This is a genomic window from Martinezella lusitana (assembly GCF_014207095.1).
GTDB classification, from domain to species: Bacteria; Pseudomonadota; Alphaproteobacteria; order Rhizobiales; family Rhizobiaceae; genus Rhizobium; species Rhizobium lusitanum_B.
Map to the genome: position 1 here is coordinate 134,704 of NZ_JACHBG010000014.1, position 16,102 is coordinate 150,805.

Consider the following 16,102-nt stretch of genomic DNA (forward strand, 5'->3'; position numbering starts at 1 on the left):
GCTGTTTGCTTTCAGGCAATTCCGGGCGCGAAAGCGCGATACACTTTCGCTGGAATTGCCCTATCGGCTGATCAAGCCTCCCTGACCGCCGCAAAGCCCTTTTCGATGTCAGCCTTGATATCTGCCACATCCTCAAGGCCGATCTGCAGGCGGATGACCGGTCCTTCGGTCGGCACCTTGGTGACACGCCGGTCGTTGAGGTTCACCTGCAGTGCAAGGCTTTCAAAGCCACCCCACGAATAGCCGAGACCGAAGATCCGCAACGCATCGAGGAAGGCATGTGCCTTGAGCTTGAACTTCTCGGGGTTGTCGACCGCCAGCACGAAGGAGAAGATGCCGCTGGAGCCCTTGAAGTCACGCTTCCAGATCTCGTGGCTCGGAAAACTCGGCAGCGCCGGGTGCAGAACCCGTGCGACTTCTTCCCTGCCCTCAAGCCAGCGCGCGATCTCAAGCGCGCTCTCCTGATGGCGGTCGAGACGCACGCCCATGGTACGCAGCCCGCGCAGCACTTGATAGGCATCGTCCGGGGCACCACAAATACCAAGCTGGCCGTGCGCGTCGAGCAAGCGCTCCCAGTGGGCCGCATTGGCGGATACGGTTCCCATGACGATATCCGAATGGCCTGCCGGATACTTCGTCACCGCATGAATGGAAACGTCGACACCGTGATCAAGCGGCTTGAAATAGAGTGGCGTTGCCCAGGTATTATCCATCGTCACCACGCAACCATGCTGATGAGCGGCGGCCGAAATCGCCGGAATATCCTGCATTTCGAAGGTGTTGGAACCCGGTGCCTCGGTATGAACCAGCCTGGTGTTCGGCTTGAACAATTGTTCGATACCGGCGCCGACCAACGGATCATAGTAGTCGACCTCGATGCCGAGGCGCTTCAGCATGGTATCGCAGAAGAAACGCGTGGGACCATAGACCGAATCGACGATCAGGGCGTGATCGCCAGCAGACAGATAGGCAAGAAACGGTACGGTGACCGCGGCAAGGCCTGAGGGCACGATGATCGTTCCGGCCGAACCTTCCAGCGCATCCATCGCCTCGCACAACGCGTCGGTCGTCGGCGTGCCGCGGGTGCCGTAGGTATATTTCTGGTCGTGCGTCTCCATCACGCGGGCATTGGGAAACAGCACCGTCGAGGCATGCACCACGGGCGGGTTGACGAAGCCGTGGAAGTCGAATGGCGAATTGCCGATATGGGACAAACGCGTGTTGATGCCGGCGGTCTGCAGGAGTGTGTCTTTGTCTTTCATGTCCGGATATGCCTTTGGCGCTGTAGGAAGCTGGATTTGTGGCGAGCAAGTCCAGTTGGGTCAACCCCGATCCTGTCGACATAGCATATTATTACAAGGCTAAAATAACGAAAGCAGTGCGCGAATCCTCGGTTTCGTGCAGATTTTTGGCAAAACAGTGCTCATTTTGACGCCAAATGCCCGTTTCTCAGCCCCAAAAGGCGAAATCTCCGAATAAACGGCCAATAATCCGAGCGCTCTCTTGACCGCCAATCCATTTGCGACTGTGATAGGACCACTCGCCCCTGGAGAGTGAGGAAATGAGGTTCGGCAAGAACCCGCTTCGGGAGCGATACGCTTTAACTATAAAACAATAGAACAAAGGTTGGGAAAGATGAACAAGTTTGCTCTCTCCGCATTTCTCGGAGCCGCAGCATTGGCTTACTCCGTTTCTGGTGCCTCGGCTTCGACGCTGAGCGACGTCAAGGCCAAGGGCTTCATTCAATGCGGCGCGAATACGGGCCTTCTCGGCTTTGCGCAGCCCGATGCATCCGGCAATTGGGCCGGCTTCGACATCGACTTCTGCCGCGCAGTCGCTTCGGCCGTCTTCGGCGATCCGACCAAGGTGAAGTTCACTCCTCTCAGCGCCAAGGACCGCTTTACCGCGCTGCAGTCGGGCGAAATCGACGTGCTTTCTCGCAACACCACCTGGACCATCAACCGCGATACCGCGCTCGGTCTCAAGTTCCGTCCGGTCACCTATTATGACGGCCAGGGCTTCATGGTTCGCAAGGAACTGAACGTGAAGTCAGCGCTCGAGCTTTCCGGTGCTGCCATCTGCGTCCAGTCTGGCACGACGACCGAACTCAACCTCGCCGACTACTTCAAGACCAACAACCTGCAGTACAATCCGGTTGTTTTCGACAAGCTTGAGGAAGTCAACACGGCCTATGATTCCGGCCGTTGCGACGTCTACACGACGGACCAGTCGGGTCTCTATGCGCTCCGCCTGACCTTGAAGAACCCGGACGATAACGTCGTTCTGCCCGAAATCATCTCCAAGGAGCCGCTTGGCCCGGCCGTTCGTCAGGGCGACGATCAGTGGTTCAACATCGTCAGCTGGACGGCCTATGCGCTCGTCAATGCCGAGGAATTCGGCATCACGCAGAAGAACGTCGACGAGATGAAGAACTCTGCAAACCCGGACATCAAGCGCTTCCTCGGCGCCGAGCAGGGCTCCACGATCGGCACCGATCTCGGCCTGACCAACGACTGGGCCTACAATATCATCAAGGGCGTCGGTAACTACGGCGAAGTCTTCGACCGCAACATCGGCGCAGGCAGCCCGCTGAAGATCGCCCGCGGCCTCAACGCTTTGTGGAACAAGGGTGGCATCCAGTACGCACCTCCGGTGCGCTAAGCCTTAGACAAGGCCAACTTCTAGAGAGAGGCGGAACGCCGCCTTTCTCCCCTAAAGAAAACAAGCCTGAAACAGGCACATTGGGGAAAAATTTTGCATGGCAATTACAGCAAATTCGCCTAGCGGCGAGCGATCATCCGCATCTGTATTCTACGATCCCAGAGTCAGAGGGGCATTCTATCAGGCTCTGACGATCGTCGTCCTCGCCGGCCTTTGCTGGTTCGTCGTGACGAACACGGTCGACAACCTGCATGCGTTGAACCGCAGCTTCGGATTTGGCTTTCTCGAAGGACGCGCCGGTTTCAACCTGGGACAGGCCCTGATCCCCTACTCCAGCGATTCCACCAATATCGATGCACTGATCGTCGGCTTGCTCAACACGCTCCTGATATCGGTCGTCGGTATCTTTGCTGCGACCATCGTCGGCTTCCTCATCGGCATCGGCAGGCTTTCCAGCAACTGGCTGATCGCCAAGCTTTCCCAGACCTATGTCGAGATCTTTCGCAACATTCCGCCGCTGCTGGTCATCTTCTTCTGGTATAGCGGCGTTCTGGTGCTGCTGCCGCAGGCGCGCGATGCCGTGCATCTGCCATTCTCCAGCTTTCTCAGCAATCGCGGCCTGGCTTTCCCGAAACCAATCTTCGGCCAAGGCATGTGGGCCGTTGGCATTGCCCTGCTGATCGCCATTGGCGCGGCGTTCTTCGTGGCGCGCTGGGCGCACAAGCGTCAGGCGGTGACGGGACAGCAATTCCACACGATCTGGGCGGCGGTCGGCATATTGATCGGCCTGCCATTGCTGACTTTCTTCGCAACCGGCATGCCCCTTTCCTTCGACTATCCGATCGCCGGCAAGTTCAATCTGACGGGCGGGGCGGTCGTCGGGCCGGAATTTATAGCTCTCCTGCTGGCGCTTTCCCTCTATACAGCGACTTACATTGCCGAGATCGTGCGCGCCGGCATTCGCGGCGTGCCCAAGGGCCAGTCGGAAGCTGCTGGCGCGCTGGGTCTTCGGGCATCGGCCATCACGAGGCTGATCGTCATCCCGCAGGCTATGCGCATCATCATTCCGCCGCTGACGAGCCAGTATCTCAACCTGATCAAGAACTCTTCGCTCGCCATCGCCATCGGTTACGCCGATATCGTCGCGGTCGGAGGCGTGATCCTCAATCAGTCCGGCCGTGCCGTCGAAGTCGTCATCATCTGGATGGTCATCTATCTCGTCCTGAGCATCATAACATCGCTGTTCATGAACTGGTTCAACGCCAAAATGGCTCTGGTGGAGAGATAAGATGTCCGGTGCAAATCAGAGCTTCGTCAGCAAATCGCTCTTGTCGGCACAGCCGGCACCCGCCAGCGAAAAAGGGCCTTGGCACTGGGCCAAGAAGAATCTCTTCGCCACGCCGAAGGACGTCGTTTTGACGGTCCTCGCCGTAGCCCTGCTCGCCTGGGCAATCCCGCATTTGGTCGACTGGCTGTTCGTGCACGCAGTCTGGAACGGAACCGACCGCACCTTCTGCGCCACGACCGTCCAGGGCGGCACGCAGCCGGACGGCTGGAATGCCGCCTGCTGGGCCTTCGTCCGCGCGAAATTCCTCGTCTTCATGTTCGGCCTCTACCCGCCGGACGAACGCTGGCGGCCGATACTCGTCGCGATCCTGATGATCATCGGCTTCGCGCCGTTGCTCATACCGTCGGCTCCCCGAAAGGGATTGAACGCGATCATCGCATTCTTCGTGCTGCCGGTTATTTCATTCTTCCTGCTTCATGGCGGCTTTGGCCTTGAGACAGTTGAAACGGAAAGATGGGGTGGCCTGCTGGTGACTCTGGTCATTGCCTTCGTGGCGATCGCGGTCTCCTTCCCGTTCGGCATCCTGCTCGCACTCGGGCGTCGCTCTAAGATGCCCGTCGTGCGTATGTTGTGCGTGATCTTCATCGAGATCATCCGCGGCGTGCCGTTGATCACCGTGCTGTTCATGGCCAGCTACATGCTGCCGCTCTTCATGCCGCAGGGCTGGACTGTGGATAAGCTGCTGCGCGCCGTGGTGGGCGTCTCGATCTTCACCTCGGCCTATATGGCCGAAGTCATCCGCGGCGGCCTGCAGGCCGTGCCGAAGGGCCAGTTCGAAGGAGCCGATTCACTCGGCCTCGGCTACTGGCAGAAGATGCGGCTGATCGTGTTGCCGCAGGCCATCAAGCTGGTCATTCCCGGCATCGTCAACACCTATATCGGCATGTTCAAGGACACGTCGCTGGTTGCGATCATCGGCATGTTCGACCTGCTCGGCATCGTCCGGCAAAACTTCTCGGATGCGAATTGGGCAAGCGCGGTGACGCCAGTCACCGGCCTAATTTTCGCCGGTTTCACATTTTGGCTGTTCTGTTTCGCAATGTCGCGCTATTCAGGTTTCGTGGAGCGCCATCTCGATACCGGCCACAAGCGATAAAAACTGAGGGAACTACAAATATGGCTGAAGCCCAACCCAAAAAACTGACCATCTCCGAGACGGAAGTCGCGGTCGACATCGTCAACATGAACAAGTGGTACGGCGACTTTCATGTGTTGCGCGACATCAACCTGAAGGTCATGCGCGGAGAGCGCATCGTCATTGCTGGCCCTTCCGGTTCCGGCAAGTCGACGATGATCCGCTGCATCAACCGTCTGGAAGAGCATCAGAAGGGTCAGATCATCGTCGATGGCACGGAACTGACGAATGATCTGAAGAAGATCGATGAAGTGCGCCGCGAAGTCGGCATGGTGTTCCAGCACTTCAATCTGTTTCCGCACCTGACCATCCTGGAAAACTGCACGCTGGCGCCGATCTGGGTGCGCAAGATGCCGAAGAAGCAGGCGGAAGAGATCGCCATGCACTTCCTAACCCGCGTCAAGATTCCGGAGCAGGCGAAGAAATATCCAGGCCAACTTTCCGGCGGTCAGCAGCAGCGTGTGGCGATCGCCCGCTCGCTCTGCATGAACCCGAAGATCATGCTGTTCGATGAGCCGACCTCGGCGCTCGACCCGGAAATGATCAAGGAAGTGCTCGATACGATGGTCGGTCTTGCCGAGGAAGGCATGACCATGCTGTGCGTGACCCACGAAATGGGCTTTGCCCGTCAAGTCGCCAACCGCGTCATCTTCATGGACCAGGGCCAGATCGTCGAACAGAACTCTCCGAAAGAATTCTTCGACAATCCGCAGCATGAGCGCACCAAGCTCTTCCTCAGCCAGATCCTGCACTAGGCTGACAGCAACAATATCGTAGTGAAAACCCGCCGGCGGCACTGCAACCGGCGGGTTTTCGTATGGCACGACAGCCGAAGAAGTTCAACGCAAGGGCAGAGTGTAGGTCTGCTTGACAACCTGGCTCGGCACGTCCGTCTTGACGTTCTGGATGCCGTTCACCTTCGTCAGATGCGTGGACTGGAACTGCCTGTAGTCATCAAGATCGGAAACGGCGACGCGCAACAGCGCATCGCTTTCTCCCAGCATGATGTAGCACTCCATAACTTCAGGCAGCTTCCTCATCGCGGCGATGAAATGATCGATGGTCTCGGCATCCTGGGCCGTCAGCCAGACGCGAGCAAACAATGAAAGCGGCAAACCGGCTTTGACGGGATTTACTACGGCCACATAGCGATCGATGACGCCGGCATCTTCAAGAAGCTTCACGCGCCGCAGACAAGGCGATGGCGAAAGCCCTACCTCCTTGGCGAGTTCCACATTTTGCATCCGCCCGTCCCGCTGCAGCGCGCGCAGGATGCGCTTGTCGATCTCGTCCAGTCTCATTGGCATCCTCTACCAAAATAGCTCAAGGATTGAATTGCAATGCCAATTATCCTCATGAAATTGGCATCTACGCAAGCCGATTGCGCCTGCTTGGCTCTAAGCTTTCATTTATGGAAAACACCAATATCCTTCTTTTCGCGAGCACCGTCCTGCCACTCATTTGTACGCCGGGGCCCGATATGTTGTTCGTAGCATCTCAGGCAATGTCCGGCGGCGCTGGCGCCGGGCTGCGCTCGACGGCTGGAATCTGTACCGGCTACCTCGTCCATTCCACGCTTGCCGCGCTCGGGGTCGCCGCAATTATTGCCGCCTCGCCGGGCCTGTTCATGCTCCTGCGCTGGCTCGGTATCGCCTATCTTGCCTATCTCGCCGCTCGCCTGCTCATTTCCTCGATGAAGGCCGGTACATCAGCTCCGGCACGAGCGGTGGCCGCCGCGGATGCGCTCCGGCGCGGTTTTCTCACAGCCGTTCTCAATCCGAAGGGGATGATGATCTATTTCGCCATCCTGCCGCAGTTTATCAGCCACGCTGGAAACATAGCGTTGCAGGCAGCCCTGCTCTCTGCCGTTTTCATCGGGCTCTGCGGTGTGTTCTATGCCTGTCTCAGCCTCGTTCTCACATCATTCAGCTCCCGAACAGTCGTGAGCGACCGCCGCCGTCGCTGGATCGAAGGCATCGCCGGCGGTCTCCTGCTAATCGCTGCGGGGCGACTGGCGGCTTGAACGAGCGATGTAGCACTTCACGCAAAACGCGATATACTGCCCCGATAATCGCGAAATATGGGGCATTCACAAAGCGTTAGGGGAAGCGGGCTGTGAAGAGAAGCGACAGGATTATCGGCGGACTTGCTCTTCTGAGCGCCGCCATCATCGTCATCAAACTAAGCGGGTCGATGTTCGGCTACGATCTTTTCCAGATGGCGCTGGACGCGACGAGACCAGCAGCCGTGGGCGGCTGGCCAGCAGCGGCCCATTGAGGCCGCAGCCGGTTTGCGCATCCCCGGCGGATATCCCCGGTGCCGCAATCACGCAGCTGCACAATATGAGATATAGAAATATATCGCTTCACAACGGAGCGGAGCCATTTCCATTGATTTCGCTACAAAAATGACTTCCAGTTTTTGGCGAACGGAATGCGCTTCGCAACGCCGTGGAATATTCAACTTCAGCTTCATAGCTGCCCGGAATACAAAACTCTATCCATGGTTTATAGGAACCATGTGTTGGCAGAAATTCCTTTTGAGAAGGTCAGCGAACTGGCGGAGGAGGCTGGTCGCGAGCAATGGCAGCGTTTTCTTGTCGACGGAAATGTGCCGCTACTCAGCGAATGCCTCACGGTTCAGCGAGCCTGGATATTTTTCAAAAATCCTGAGTTTCGGATAGCCGGTCATCATTTTGGTCGGATGAAAAACACGGGCATATTGGATTCGGGGAACTCTTCGACCACTTCAAGACCTTCTGGAACCGGAGATTGGCGAAGGAAAGCTAGATACCGACCGTGGCTAGCTGTTTGAACGGCGACAGCCGCGAAGCCTCGGTCCGCCAAACTTTGCCATACGTTTGGTGGCAGCAGCTTCATATTTTGATATTCATCATCCGTGTTGAGGCGACCCAGCAGATCCGCGCTGAGCCAATAGGTGTAGAAGCCCAACACGAACAATCGTTTCTGCGGGGGTATTTCAGCGTTCAGTTTGTCAAATATTGAGCAGTAGTCAGAGATGGATAGTCCACACTTTGGCTGACCGTTCGTCACGTAATAATACAGGTTCGACGGCTTCGCGCTCCAAACTCCCGCCGGGGGCTTTGACACCGATGTCAGGACGACCGCTCCAGCCAAGACCCCGAACAGCCCGAGGACAGCCCGACTTCGCCCCGACCATCTCATATAGCGCTCTACCCCGATGCAGGGGAGCGGCATAAGCAGCACAAGATTCGGAAGGAAATATCTTGGTGCAAAAATCGAGGGCTTTACCAACAACCAACACACCAAGCCAAATAGCGCGCAAAGACTTACCTGGACCGCAGGCGTCTTCAGTGCCCCGGGCCGCAAACAGGCGAACCCGATGAATGGCAAGCACATCAGCCAAATCAACGAGAGCGAGCCACCCATCAGCGGATACTGTCCGAACACCAAAGAAAAGGGAAATGTGCTAACAATCCAAGCTGTGTCGATTGATGAGAACCACTGCGCTTGATCGGCCCAATTCTTTTTCATGCCAAGAAAGGGAGCCGCGGCATTTCCAAACAGCACCCAGTTTTTGATCAGGTGCGGCAGAAGGCCGATTCCAAATCCCAAGCCAGCAACCAGCAACTCAGTAGCGAATTGCGCTAGACGCCTTCCTCTAACGAAACCGTATGGAGTGAAATATGCGAGCGCGAACACCGTCGGGAGCATGCAGATTATGAACGAGAACTTGCTGTATGCCATAACTCCGGCCATGATCCCGAGAAACAGCACTCCCCTTTCGCGAAGGGTTGCAATTGGCCATCTTAGAATCAAGCCTATGACAATCAGGGCGCTTAATGTCGCGAACAACTCCGTTTTGCCGTCCGAAAGGTAGTCCGTAACCGTTGTCGAAGTTACCAGCGCCGCTGCAACGATAAGCTTTGCGAAGCGCTGCCCACCTAACCTTCCCGTTATTTCCGTCGAAACGAATATTATGCCAAGCCCCGCACCCCATGCGAACAACTTCGCGGCACCCGGCGTTGCGATTACCATGAGGGCTGCAAAGTGCAGTTCCCCTGACAGCCCAACTGCCGAGAAGTCATGGTAGGTGAAACCCATCGCTGAGAGACGCCCGGTTTCCGCAATGATCTTCGGATACGTCATGTAGAACGCATCAGCATCACCAAACGGCGGGCGGTAGAATGCCAGGACGCCGTACCACAGCATCACCCCGCAAATGACCGCAACGGAACCCCAGAAGGGGATCGATCTCGGATCAAACTTTCCCTCGAAGGACAGCCGCGAACGTCTTTGGTCGACAACGGCATACAACCCAAGCGGCAAAATTGTCGCCCAAACAATTACGGGGGTGAGCATTCCAACTAAAGCTAACGGGATCCACCAGGTTGACAAGATGGTAGACCCCACCCCGAACCGTAAGCAGACACTGCCACTATCATGCTTATCTAGAAAGAAGCGAATGCAGAGCGCTCCCGCCCCCAGACACGCGAGCGCATAAACGGCAGTGATGAAAACAGCTGTCATATCACGTCCTCACTCGGCAGTATCTGGCGAGTGAAAAGTGGCTGAAGGATAGTCGGGAATTCATAATCAATGACAAAGAAAACCGCGCAAGCGACTAACCACAAGACCAACAAGATCGTTGAAATATCAAAGCCAGAAAAACGACTAGGCATTGCTCTCCTGGCTGCTCGAACGTTCGATGCGTTCTACACGCTCCTTCAGCAGCGCATGTTCTTGCGTCAAGTTTTTGAGTTTGTTCGTTAAAAGCGAAATGCGCGTCAGGCTTTCGAGCATCAAGAATATGACCCAAAGGGCGCCTAACAAGATAAGGCTGTAGGGCGCGCCCTCGTCCCCTAACACCGTCCTCGTGAACGAACGAAGGCTGCCGATACCCATCACCAGCATCAGCAGAAGTTCCGTGGCAATCCAGGTGACGGCCAAATGCGCAGAGATTCGTCCGGACCGGACCAAATGGATCGTATAGGCGAACACAAGGAGAAGAAGCGCAAAGCCGAGGATTGCAGGGCTGGTATGACTGCTCATTTAGCTTTACCCGCAAAGATGATGCCTACAAATCCGACGACCACCCTCAACGGGTAGAGGGCAGATCTGGTAAGATTGAACAACGAACTTCCATGAATCCGCCCAAGCATTTTTATCGGCACCTCCTGTATACGAAATCCGTTGCGGTGCAGCACTAACAGAGCTTCAGCTTCAGGATGGTCAACGGGATACGATTGCGAAAAAAACTCAAAAGCGGACCGATTGAGAGCCCGGAATCCTGATGTCGTATCATGAACCCTTAGCCCGGTTGCAAACTCGAGAATAGCTGTCGAAAAACGCATTCCTACTCGTCGCGCCATTGGAGTACGGTAGTCTCGATCCGGCGCCTCGGGCATGTAGCGCGAGCCAATGACACAGTCAGCCCTACCGTCAACCAATGGCGCTATAACCGTATCAATCCAAGCAGGATCGTGCTGACCATCCCCGTCTATCTGCACCGCAATGTCGAAGTCGTTCGCGACAGCGTATTTGAAACCGGTCTGGACCGCTCCTCCAATGCCGAGGTTTGCGGGAAGGTCCAACACCGCCACCCCCATGCTCCGCGCGCAATCAACTGTCGCGTCACTCGAACAGTCGTTCACAACAACTATTGTCCTGCCTAGCTTGAGCAAACGTTCAAGAAGCGAAGGCAAGTTCTTCTCTTCGTTGAAGGCCGGTACGATAATCAGGACTTTCGGCGCCGCCAAGACGTTATTCATTGCTACTTTGAGCCTGCGTTCGATGTGTTGGTCTTTTCTTTCAGATGCCTAACATCGCCGATTTGACGCGCTGGACTCCCGCCGACAATTGCATAAGGGGGGACGTCTTTAGTTACAACCGCGCCGGCACCGACAATCGCACATTTTCCAACGGTAACTGACGGTAACACAACCGCATTCACGCCAATGTAGCACCCTTCATCGAGTGTGACGTTGCCTAAGATGTATTCCACACCGGTGATTGCCTGGGTAGGCCTCGTGAAGGTGGTGTGAGCGATAATCTTCGCCCCGCGAGTGATGTAGACGTGATTGCGTATGAGCACATTCTCGGGGAACGTGCTGTCGATCAGCACGTTTGGCGCGATGTACACCGTCTTGTGATCGTCAAATTTGACCCCTCGCCACTTATGAATGCGAGCCGCCAGCGACGGTGGAAAGATCGTTACATACGCGAGGTAACTGAGAAGACCCTTCAGAATGAAGGAACCGCTCTTAAAATACTTGGCGATCGGTTCTCCGCCAATCTCCTCCGTCATACCTGTGATCCCCGCCCACGATTCTAGTTCGACAAAATCAGCGTATGCAGCAAGTCTACTTCTTCAGAATTTTGGAAGCCGTGCTTTTGAAAGACCTTGAGGCTGCTCACATTGGAATCTTTCACCTTTGCATAAACAATAGGTTCGCGGCACGAGCCACGTAGATGCCGGAGTGCCAGGCCGAGTAGCTGTGAGCCCATTCCCTTCGAGCGCGATTCAGGCGCTACAGAAATACTTACCAGAAACTCGTTCTGGCCGGCGAGTGGGTCAAATCGAACCCAACCTATAGCCTTTCCGCCCGCTGTGCCAACAAGGGCAATTCTTCGCTGATCGTTTAGGAGCCGCGCGAACCATTTTTCATGTTGCTCCGCATCAACAATCTCAGAATCCAACGACATTGCTCTGGTAACGGCGTCGTTGCGCCATCGGAGGATTTCTTCACTATCCTGAGCCTCGACAAGGCGAATATCCATATCAGGGATTTGTTCGCGATCGGTAGGCATTGGATACTTTCTTCACGGCAGCGACGACGTCATCAACGTCTTGGTCCGTCATCGCGGGAAAAATTGGAAGGCTGATCATTCTTTCGTATTCAGCTTCAGCAACTGGCCAATCGCCAGGGCGATAACCTAGAGAGTGATAGTAGCTCATCCATGGGATAGGAATATAGTGAACATTTACACCGATGTTCTCGGCTCGGAGCGCGGCAAAAAACTCTTTCCTTCCGACGGTGAGCCTATCCAGATTCAGTCTGACAACATAAAGGTGCCAGGCTGATTCACAACCGCTCTGCTCTGTAGGGACGTCAATTGTGTCAAGGTCGCTGAGAGCCTTTGCGTAAGCGGCCGCGATTTCTCTCCTGCGCTTCAACCAACCTGGAAGCTTCTGCATTTGGGCGGTGCCCAACGCGCAGTTTATGTCCGGGATCCTGTAATTGAAGCCAAGCGTTACAACATCGTACTGCCAGGTTTGACCATGGTTCCTCTTGTGAAAATCAAGGTCGATCCCATGATGTCGGAAGGAGCGGAGCCGCTTGTCTATCTCAATATCATCGCTCAAGACCATCCCACCTTCGCCAGTGGTTATGTGCTTGACGGGATGAAAGCTCAATGCTGTGAGATCCTGCAGCACCCCTACGTTTCGACCCTTATAGGTCGCGCCAAGAGAATGGGCGGCATCAGAGACAACCGTTAAGCTATGCTGCTTCGCAATCGCGCGAATTGCGTCGTGGTCACAGGGATGGCCTGCGAAGTCTACGGCAACGATAGCCCTGGTTCTCGGGGTGATTTTCTTTTGGATTTCCTCTGGGCTGATATTCAGAGCTTCTTTTTGAAGGTCAGCGAACACCGGCTTCGCGCCCATGTAGAGCACGCAATTTGAGGTCGCCACAAACGAAATCGCCGGCACAATTACCTCATCACCTGGTGCAATATCTACAGAATGCAACGCCGCGTGAAGCGCAGCCGTTCCCGTCGAAACCGCTACGCCATGTTTAGCACCGGTGAAGTCTGTGATAGCGTCTTCGAACGCCTTGACGTGCGGCCCAGTGGTCAGCCAGTCGCCCCTGAGAACAGAGTCGACAGCTTTCCTGTCCTCGTCATCTATTAGCTGTTTTCCATATGGCAACAATGTTCTGCGAACTGGAACGCCACCCTCAATTGCAAGCTGGTTCTCAAGTTGGGATTTATTAGACGTGTCCATTTGCTTCATCGCGATGGCCGTTACGGGATTGATTGTTTCAAGCTTATCGAGGGTTAACGCCTCGTCGTCAAATATGCCCAGCTCCCCGCCGCGAGAAACAAACCAAAATTGCAAGCTTGTAACAGCGTCCCATACGCCAACGCTTCCGATCGAGCAAGGCCAAACTCGTGAAGTGCGGCCATCGCAGCCACCTGGTAGACCCCGAGGTAGCCCGGCGTAGAGGGCAGCGCTGAAACCATGGCGAGGCAGATCAAAGTTACGAGAGCTGCTGCTACTGGCAGAGCCCAGCCAAATGCCCACAACAGTATCCAACAGGCCAGGACGTCGAGCGAGCTGATTACCACCTGAAGCCCTACTATTGCGCCAAGGATGCGCCAATCGCGAAGGCTCTGCAGTTCAGAGAAGGCCTGGCCTAGCCACTGCGCTAAACGAGAGCCGATCGCCCCGCCCCTGTTGAAGCGTCCGATCAGCGCGCTCGATCGAGCGCCTCCGAGCAAAAACGCGACTGTCAACGCAATAGCGACGAAGAGCACCACCGCCATCACAAAGAAGTGGCGCTCGACGGCTAGATTCGAAACAAAGATTGCAAGTCCAAGACCAACAAGGACACATAGAGCCACCGCATCAATGAGGCGGTCGACAATAGAACTTCCGATAGCAAGGCCGGTAGATGCCTTGGCCGTTCGCTGGAGGTGGATCACGCGCATAATCTCGCCGGCACGAGCGGGAAAGATGGCCGTGCCGCCGTAGCCAATACAAGACGCGCGCCACACGGCAAACCAATCGCGGCGCGAAAGGCCGGTGATAACGTGCCAGCGCCAAGCCCGTAACACCATCGTCAGCAAAAGCGTTAGGATAAAGACCACCAGCCATTGAAGGTCGACGGCAACGATTGAGGCCGAAAATATCTTCCAGTCAAGATTGGCCAAAGAATAGCAAACGAAAACCAGCGAGATTGCAATTCCCGCAACGACAGAGATGTGCTGCCGTGAAGTGGCTTTCATCATATTCTCTTCTCCTAACTGCATCTTGCCATCTGGATCACGGCGACCACGTCTTACACGAGGCGTGGCCACCCTACAAACGCGGTTCGTAAACTGCACTACGAAGCATCAAGGCAGTTCAGCTTCCTTGTTAGCGTTCGCCAGCCAAGCGCCATTGGCGCAGCGCGCGTCAGCTCTCGCATCCGACAACGCAGAACTTTAGAACACGAGCTCGTCCAAACTTCCGTGCAGTCTTTAGGCCTACGCGCCGGCATCCCAGCCCTGTCCCAGTATGACATTGCTGCTTCCTAAAGAAGTCATAGCCCCACTGACAGCGATCGTTTTCTCGGTCTCTTGTCCAACCACTCGGATGAAGATGTTGCTTCCCGACTTCCCCGCGATGACGTGATAGTACTTCTTGTCGCTCAGGGTTACACGCCGCTGCAGGGCGCACAGGCTGCGCAAGGCGGCGGCGATCGCAGCCGGCGAAGGCGTGGCGGCGCACGAGCTGACGGCGATGTTCGGCTGGTCACGGCTGCTCTATAAGCTGGAAGTTTATCCCAAGGAAGCCGACAAGAAGAGGCTCGCAAGGGGTGCTTCGGAACGTCAGTCGGACAGAATGTAGGTCATATCTTTGACCCCGCCCGGTCGCACCTATAGCAATTTCAATGGGTTAAATATGTGATTGGCGACCCCTGCAGGATTCGAACCTGCGACCACATGCTTAGAAGGCAAGTGCTCTATCCAGCTGAGCTAAGGGGCCGTGAAGCCTGCCGCGCCTTGCGCGCGGCGGCCAACACATGCCTGAAACTGCCGCCCAACTCAATGGGCAGCGTTCAATAAGTTCCTGCCTTCAGTGAGTCCAGGGCTGGATGCGGTTGAAGCGGAAATTGTCGGTATAGGACACCACCTGCCGGATCGGGTCCTTCGGCGCAATGACGCGATAGTCGATGCCTTCGCGCTTGGCATAGTCTTCGGCCTGCTGCTGCGTATCGAACGTCAGCTTCAACTGCTGGCGCGTATCGGCCGACGAGGTGTAACCCATGATCGGATCGATCTTGCGCGGGGTTTCCTGATCGAATTCCAGAACCCATATATTGGTTTTGGCCTTGCCCGATTGCATGGCGGTCTTTGCTGGGCGGTAGATCTTGGCAGGCATCGCTGCAGCGCCTCCGAATGAAGCGGGAGCGACCCGCCTTGTGCTTCACTTGTCTTGCAACGCCCCCTCAGGGCCGAGCATGTATGTCGTTTGATTAGCCGCGAATCCCTTTAGTTTCAAGCAAAAAGACCGTTAAAAGCGGCGCAAATTCACGCCTGCTGAGGCACCTCAAAACGTGGGCGATATGCAAGGCCAAAGCCCGAAGCACGCTGGGAACTAGCGATTGTACGTCCATGGAACCTGACCATTTCTCTGTGTTTGCCAAGGCAATCGCGCCCGATCTCTCGCCAAGCTATGCGCAGCTAAGCGATTCTGATGTCTGATGCACTGCCTGGGGATATCGGTGCGGTATCGCCGTGTCACGCCTTGTGTCACGCGACAGAACGCGTCGGTTCCGATAGACAACGTCTCGCCAAACAACGTCCCGTGTTTTCAGCGGGATCCCTTGGGAGCGATATGATGTCGACTTCGTTGCTGATTGCTCTGACCGTATCGTCGGCATTGACGACTATAGGCCTTATGGCGCTGCAGCTTTTCCACTGATCGCCGCAACGAGTTGCCCTTCCTCTATCGCTTTCAGATTTCGATAAGACTGGCCGGGCGATACGTATAATTCCGCGTGATCTGAGTTCGGCACGATACACCCAGGACGTCCATGGCCGGCGGCAACCTATGATGTATGACGCGGCATCATAGCCGCATTTTCAACTGGACCTAGACAACCCTGGCTTCCTAGAGCGGATCATTTCTTATCGGAATCGTTGCGGGATTCCCAAATCAGCAGATTTGTGATTGATCATTGATGCTGGAATGGAGGCCAGCATCAA

The 16,102-nt window shown here is 55.7% G+C and carries 16 protein-coding genes, 1 tRNA gene and 1 pseudogene; 7 read left to right on the forward strand and 11 right to left on the reverse strand.

The window, feature by feature from the left end; genetic code table 11:
* Positions 1-71: 71 nt before the first annotated feature.
* Positions 72-1,262 carry a cystathionine beta-lyase gene (locus tag GGD46_RS23615; protein WP_184708545.1) on the reverse strand — a complete coding sequence of 397 codons (1,191 nt, stop codon included), beginning with the start codon at positions 1,260-1,262 and terminating at the stop codon, positions 72-74.
* A gap of 373 nt (positions 1,263-1,635) precedes the next feature.
* Here GGD46_RS23615 and GGD46_RS23620 point away from each other — a divergent pair, with 373 nt between their 5' ends.
* From GGD46_RS23620 to GGD46_RS23635, 4 genes are all read left to right on the forward strand, one after another.
* Complete coding sequence (locus GGD46_RS23620; protein WP_184708547.1) at positions 1,636-2,661, forward strand: amino acid ABC transporter substrate-binding protein; 1,026 nt, start codon at positions 1,636-1,638, stop codon at positions 2,659-2,661.
* Between the two features lie 97 nt (positions 2,662-2,758).
* Complete coding sequence (locus tag GGD46_RS23625) at positions 2,759-3,949, forward strand: amino acid ABC transporter permease (protein WP_184708549.1); 1,191 nt, start codon at positions 2,759-2,761, stop codon at positions 3,947-3,949.
* A 1-nt stretch (position 3,950) separates the two neighbouring features.
* Positions 3,951-5,105, forward strand: a complete 1,155-nt coding sequence (locus tag GGD46_RS23630) for an amino acid ABC transporter permease (protein ID WP_184708551.1) — start codon at positions 3,951-3,953, stop codon at positions 5,103-5,105.
* 20 nt (positions 5,106-5,125) lie between these two features.
* On the forward strand, positions 5,126-5,899 hold the full coding sequence (locus GGD46_RS23635; RefSeq protein ID WP_184708553.1) for an amino acid ABC transporter ATP-binding protein: 774 nt from the start codon (positions 5,126-5,128) through the stop codon (positions 5,897-5,899).
* Between the two features lie 84 nt (positions 5,900-5,983).
* Here GGD46_RS23635 and GGD46_RS23640 read toward each other — a convergent pair whose 3' ends face one another.
* Positions 5,984-6,451, reverse strand: coding sequence for an Lrp/AsnC family transcriptional regulator (locus tag GGD46_RS23640; RefSeq protein ID WP_210325689.1), 468 nt, complete (start codon positions 6,449-6,451; stop codon positions 5,984-5,986).
* Between the two features lie 104 nt (positions 6,452-6,555).
* Here GGD46_RS23640 and GGD46_RS23645 point away from each other — a divergent pair, with 104 nt between their 5' ends.
* Complete coding sequence (locus GGD46_RS23645; protein WP_184708556.1) at positions 6,556-7,167, forward strand: LysE family translocator; 612 nt, start codon at positions 6,556-6,558, stop codon at positions 7,165-7,167.
* A 92-nt stretch (positions 7,168-7,259) separates the two neighbouring features.
* Complete coding sequence (locus GGD46_RS23650) at positions 7,260-7,421, forward strand: hypothetical protein (RefSeq protein ID WP_184708558.1); 162 nt, start codon at positions 7,260-7,262, stop codon at positions 7,419-7,421.
* A 413-nt stretch (positions 7,422-7,834) separates the two neighbouring features.
* Here the strand turns inward: GGD46_RS23650 and GGD46_RS23655 are convergent, their stop codons facing one another.
* From GGD46_RS23655 to GGD46_RS23685, 7 genes and pseudogenes are all read right to left on the reverse strand, one after another.
* On the reverse strand, positions 7,835-9,655 hold the full coding sequence (locus GGD46_RS23655) for a hypothetical protein (RefSeq protein ID WP_184708560.1): 1,821 nt from the start codon (positions 9,653-9,655) through the stop codon (positions 7,835-7,837).
* Between the two features lie 144 nt (positions 9,656-9,799).
* On the reverse strand, positions 9,800-10,177 hold the full coding sequence (locus GGD46_RS23660) for a DUF2304 domain-containing protein (protein ID WP_184708562.1): 378 nt from the start codon (positions 10,175-10,177) through the stop codon (positions 9,800-9,802).
* A complete protein-coding gene (locus GGD46_RS23665; protein WP_184708564.1) occupies positions 10,174-10,896 on the reverse strand; it encodes a glycosyltransferase family 2 protein in 723 nt (240 codons plus the stop codon). The genes GGD46_RS23660 and GGD46_RS23665 overlap by 4 nt, the downstream gene beginning before the upstream one ends.
* A gap of 2 nt (positions 10,897-10,898) precedes the next feature.
* Positions 10,899-11,102: pseudogene (locus GGD46_RS34540) on the reverse strand (acyltransferase); the annotation flags it as partial.
* Positions 11,103-11,455: 353 nt separating this feature from the next.
* Positions 11,456-11,935 (reverse strand): GNAT family N-acetyltransferase, encoded by a 480-nt coding sequence (locus GGD46_RS23675; protein ID WP_184708567.1) that lies wholly within the window; start codon positions 11,933-11,935, stop codon positions 11,456-11,458.
* The gene (gene pseC, locus GGD46_RS23680) at positions 11,907-13,247 is read right to left on the reverse strand and encodes a UDP-4-amino-4,6-dideoxy-N-acetyl-beta-L-altrosamine transaminase (RefSeq protein ID WP_210325690.1); all 1,341 of its coding nucleotides are present in this window, start codon (positions 13,245-13,247) and stop codon (positions 11,907-11,909) included. Before pseC ends, GGD46_RS23675 begins: the two co-directional genes overlap by 29 nt.
* The gene (locus tag GGD46_RS23685) at positions 13,187-14,140 is read right to left on the reverse strand and encodes a lysylphosphatidylglycerol synthase transmembrane domain-containing protein (protein WP_184708569.1); all 954 of its coding nucleotides are present in this window, start codon (positions 14,138-14,140) and stop codon (positions 13,187-13,189) included. The genes pseC and GGD46_RS23685 overlap by 61 nt, the downstream gene beginning before the upstream one ends.
* Positions 14,141-14,534: 394 nt before the next feature.
* Between GGD46_RS23685 and GGD46_RS23690 the strand changes: the two genes are divergently transcribed.
* A complete protein-coding gene (locus tag GGD46_RS23690) occupies positions 14,535-14,741 on the forward strand; it encodes a hypothetical protein (RefSeq protein ID WP_184708571.1) in 207 nt (68 codons plus the stop codon).
* Positions 14,742-14,802: 61 nt separating this feature from the next.
* Here the strand turns inward: GGD46_RS23690 and GGD46_RS23695 are convergent.
* Positions 14,803-14,879, reverse strand: a tRNA-Arg gene (locus tag GGD46_RS23695).
* Positions 14,880-14,969: 90 nt separating this feature from the next.
* Positions 14,970-15,275 (reverse strand): ETC complex I subunit, encoded by a 306-nt coding sequence (locus GGD46_RS23700; RefSeq protein WP_184708573.1) that lies wholly within the window; start codon positions 15,273-15,275, stop codon positions 14,970-14,972.
* Positions 15,276-16,102: the final 827 nt, after the last annotated feature.

Excerpts from the sequence above, each read along its gene's own strand:
- GGD46_RS23615 (WP_184708545.1), bottom strand. The coding sequence starts at position 1,262 with ATGAAAGACAAAGACACACTCCTGCAGACCGCCGGCATCAACACGCGT.
- GGD46_RS23620 (WP_184708547.1), top strand. The coding sequence starts at position 1,636 with ATGAACAAGTTTGCTCTCTCCGCATTTCTCGGAGCCGCAGCATTGGCT.
- GGD46_RS23625 (WP_184708549.1), top strand. The coding sequence starts at position 2,759 with ATGGCAATTACAGCAAATTCGCCTAGCGGCGAGCGATCATCCGCATCT.
- GGD46_RS23630 (WP_184708551.1), top strand. The coding sequence starts at position 3,951 with ATGTCCGGTGCAAATCAGAGCTTCGTCAGCAAATCGCTCTTGTCGGCA.
- GGD46_RS23635 (WP_184708553.1), top strand. The coding sequence starts at position 5,126 with ATGGCTGAAGCCCAACCCAAAAAACTGACCATCTCCGAGACGGAAGTC.
- GGD46_RS23640 (WP_210325689.1), bottom strand. The coding sequence starts at position 6,451 with ATGCCAATGAGACTGGACGAGATCGACAAGCGCATCCTGCGCGCGCTG.
- GGD46_RS23645 (WP_184708556.1), top strand. The coding sequence starts at position 6,556 with ATGGAAAACACCAATATCCTTCTTTTCGCGAGCACCGTCCTGCCACTC.
- GGD46_RS23655 (WP_184708560.1), bottom strand. The coding sequence starts at position 9,655 with ATGACAGCTGTTTTCATCACTGCCGTTTATGCGCTCGCGTGTCTGGGG.
- GGD46_RS23660 (WP_184708562.1), bottom strand. The coding sequence starts at position 10,177 with ATGAGCAGTCATACCAGCCCTGCAATCCTCGGCTTTGCGCTTCTTCTC.
- GGD46_RS23665 (WP_184708564.1), bottom strand. The coding sequence starts at position 10,896 with ATGAATAACGTCTTGGCGGCGCCGAAAGTCCTGATTATCGTACCGGCC.
- GGD46_RS23675 (WP_184708567.1), bottom strand. The coding sequence starts at position 11,935 with ATGCCTACCGATCGCGAACAAATCCCTGATATGGATATTCGCCTTGTC.
- GGD46_RS23685 (WP_184708569.1), bottom strand. The coding sequence starts at position 14,140 with ATGATGAAAGCCACTTCACGGCAGCACATCTCTGTCGTTGCGGGAATT.
- GGD46_RS23700 (WP_184708573.1), bottom strand. The coding sequence starts at position 15,275 with ATGCCTGCCAAGATCTACCGCCCAGCAAAGACCGCCATGCAATCGGGC.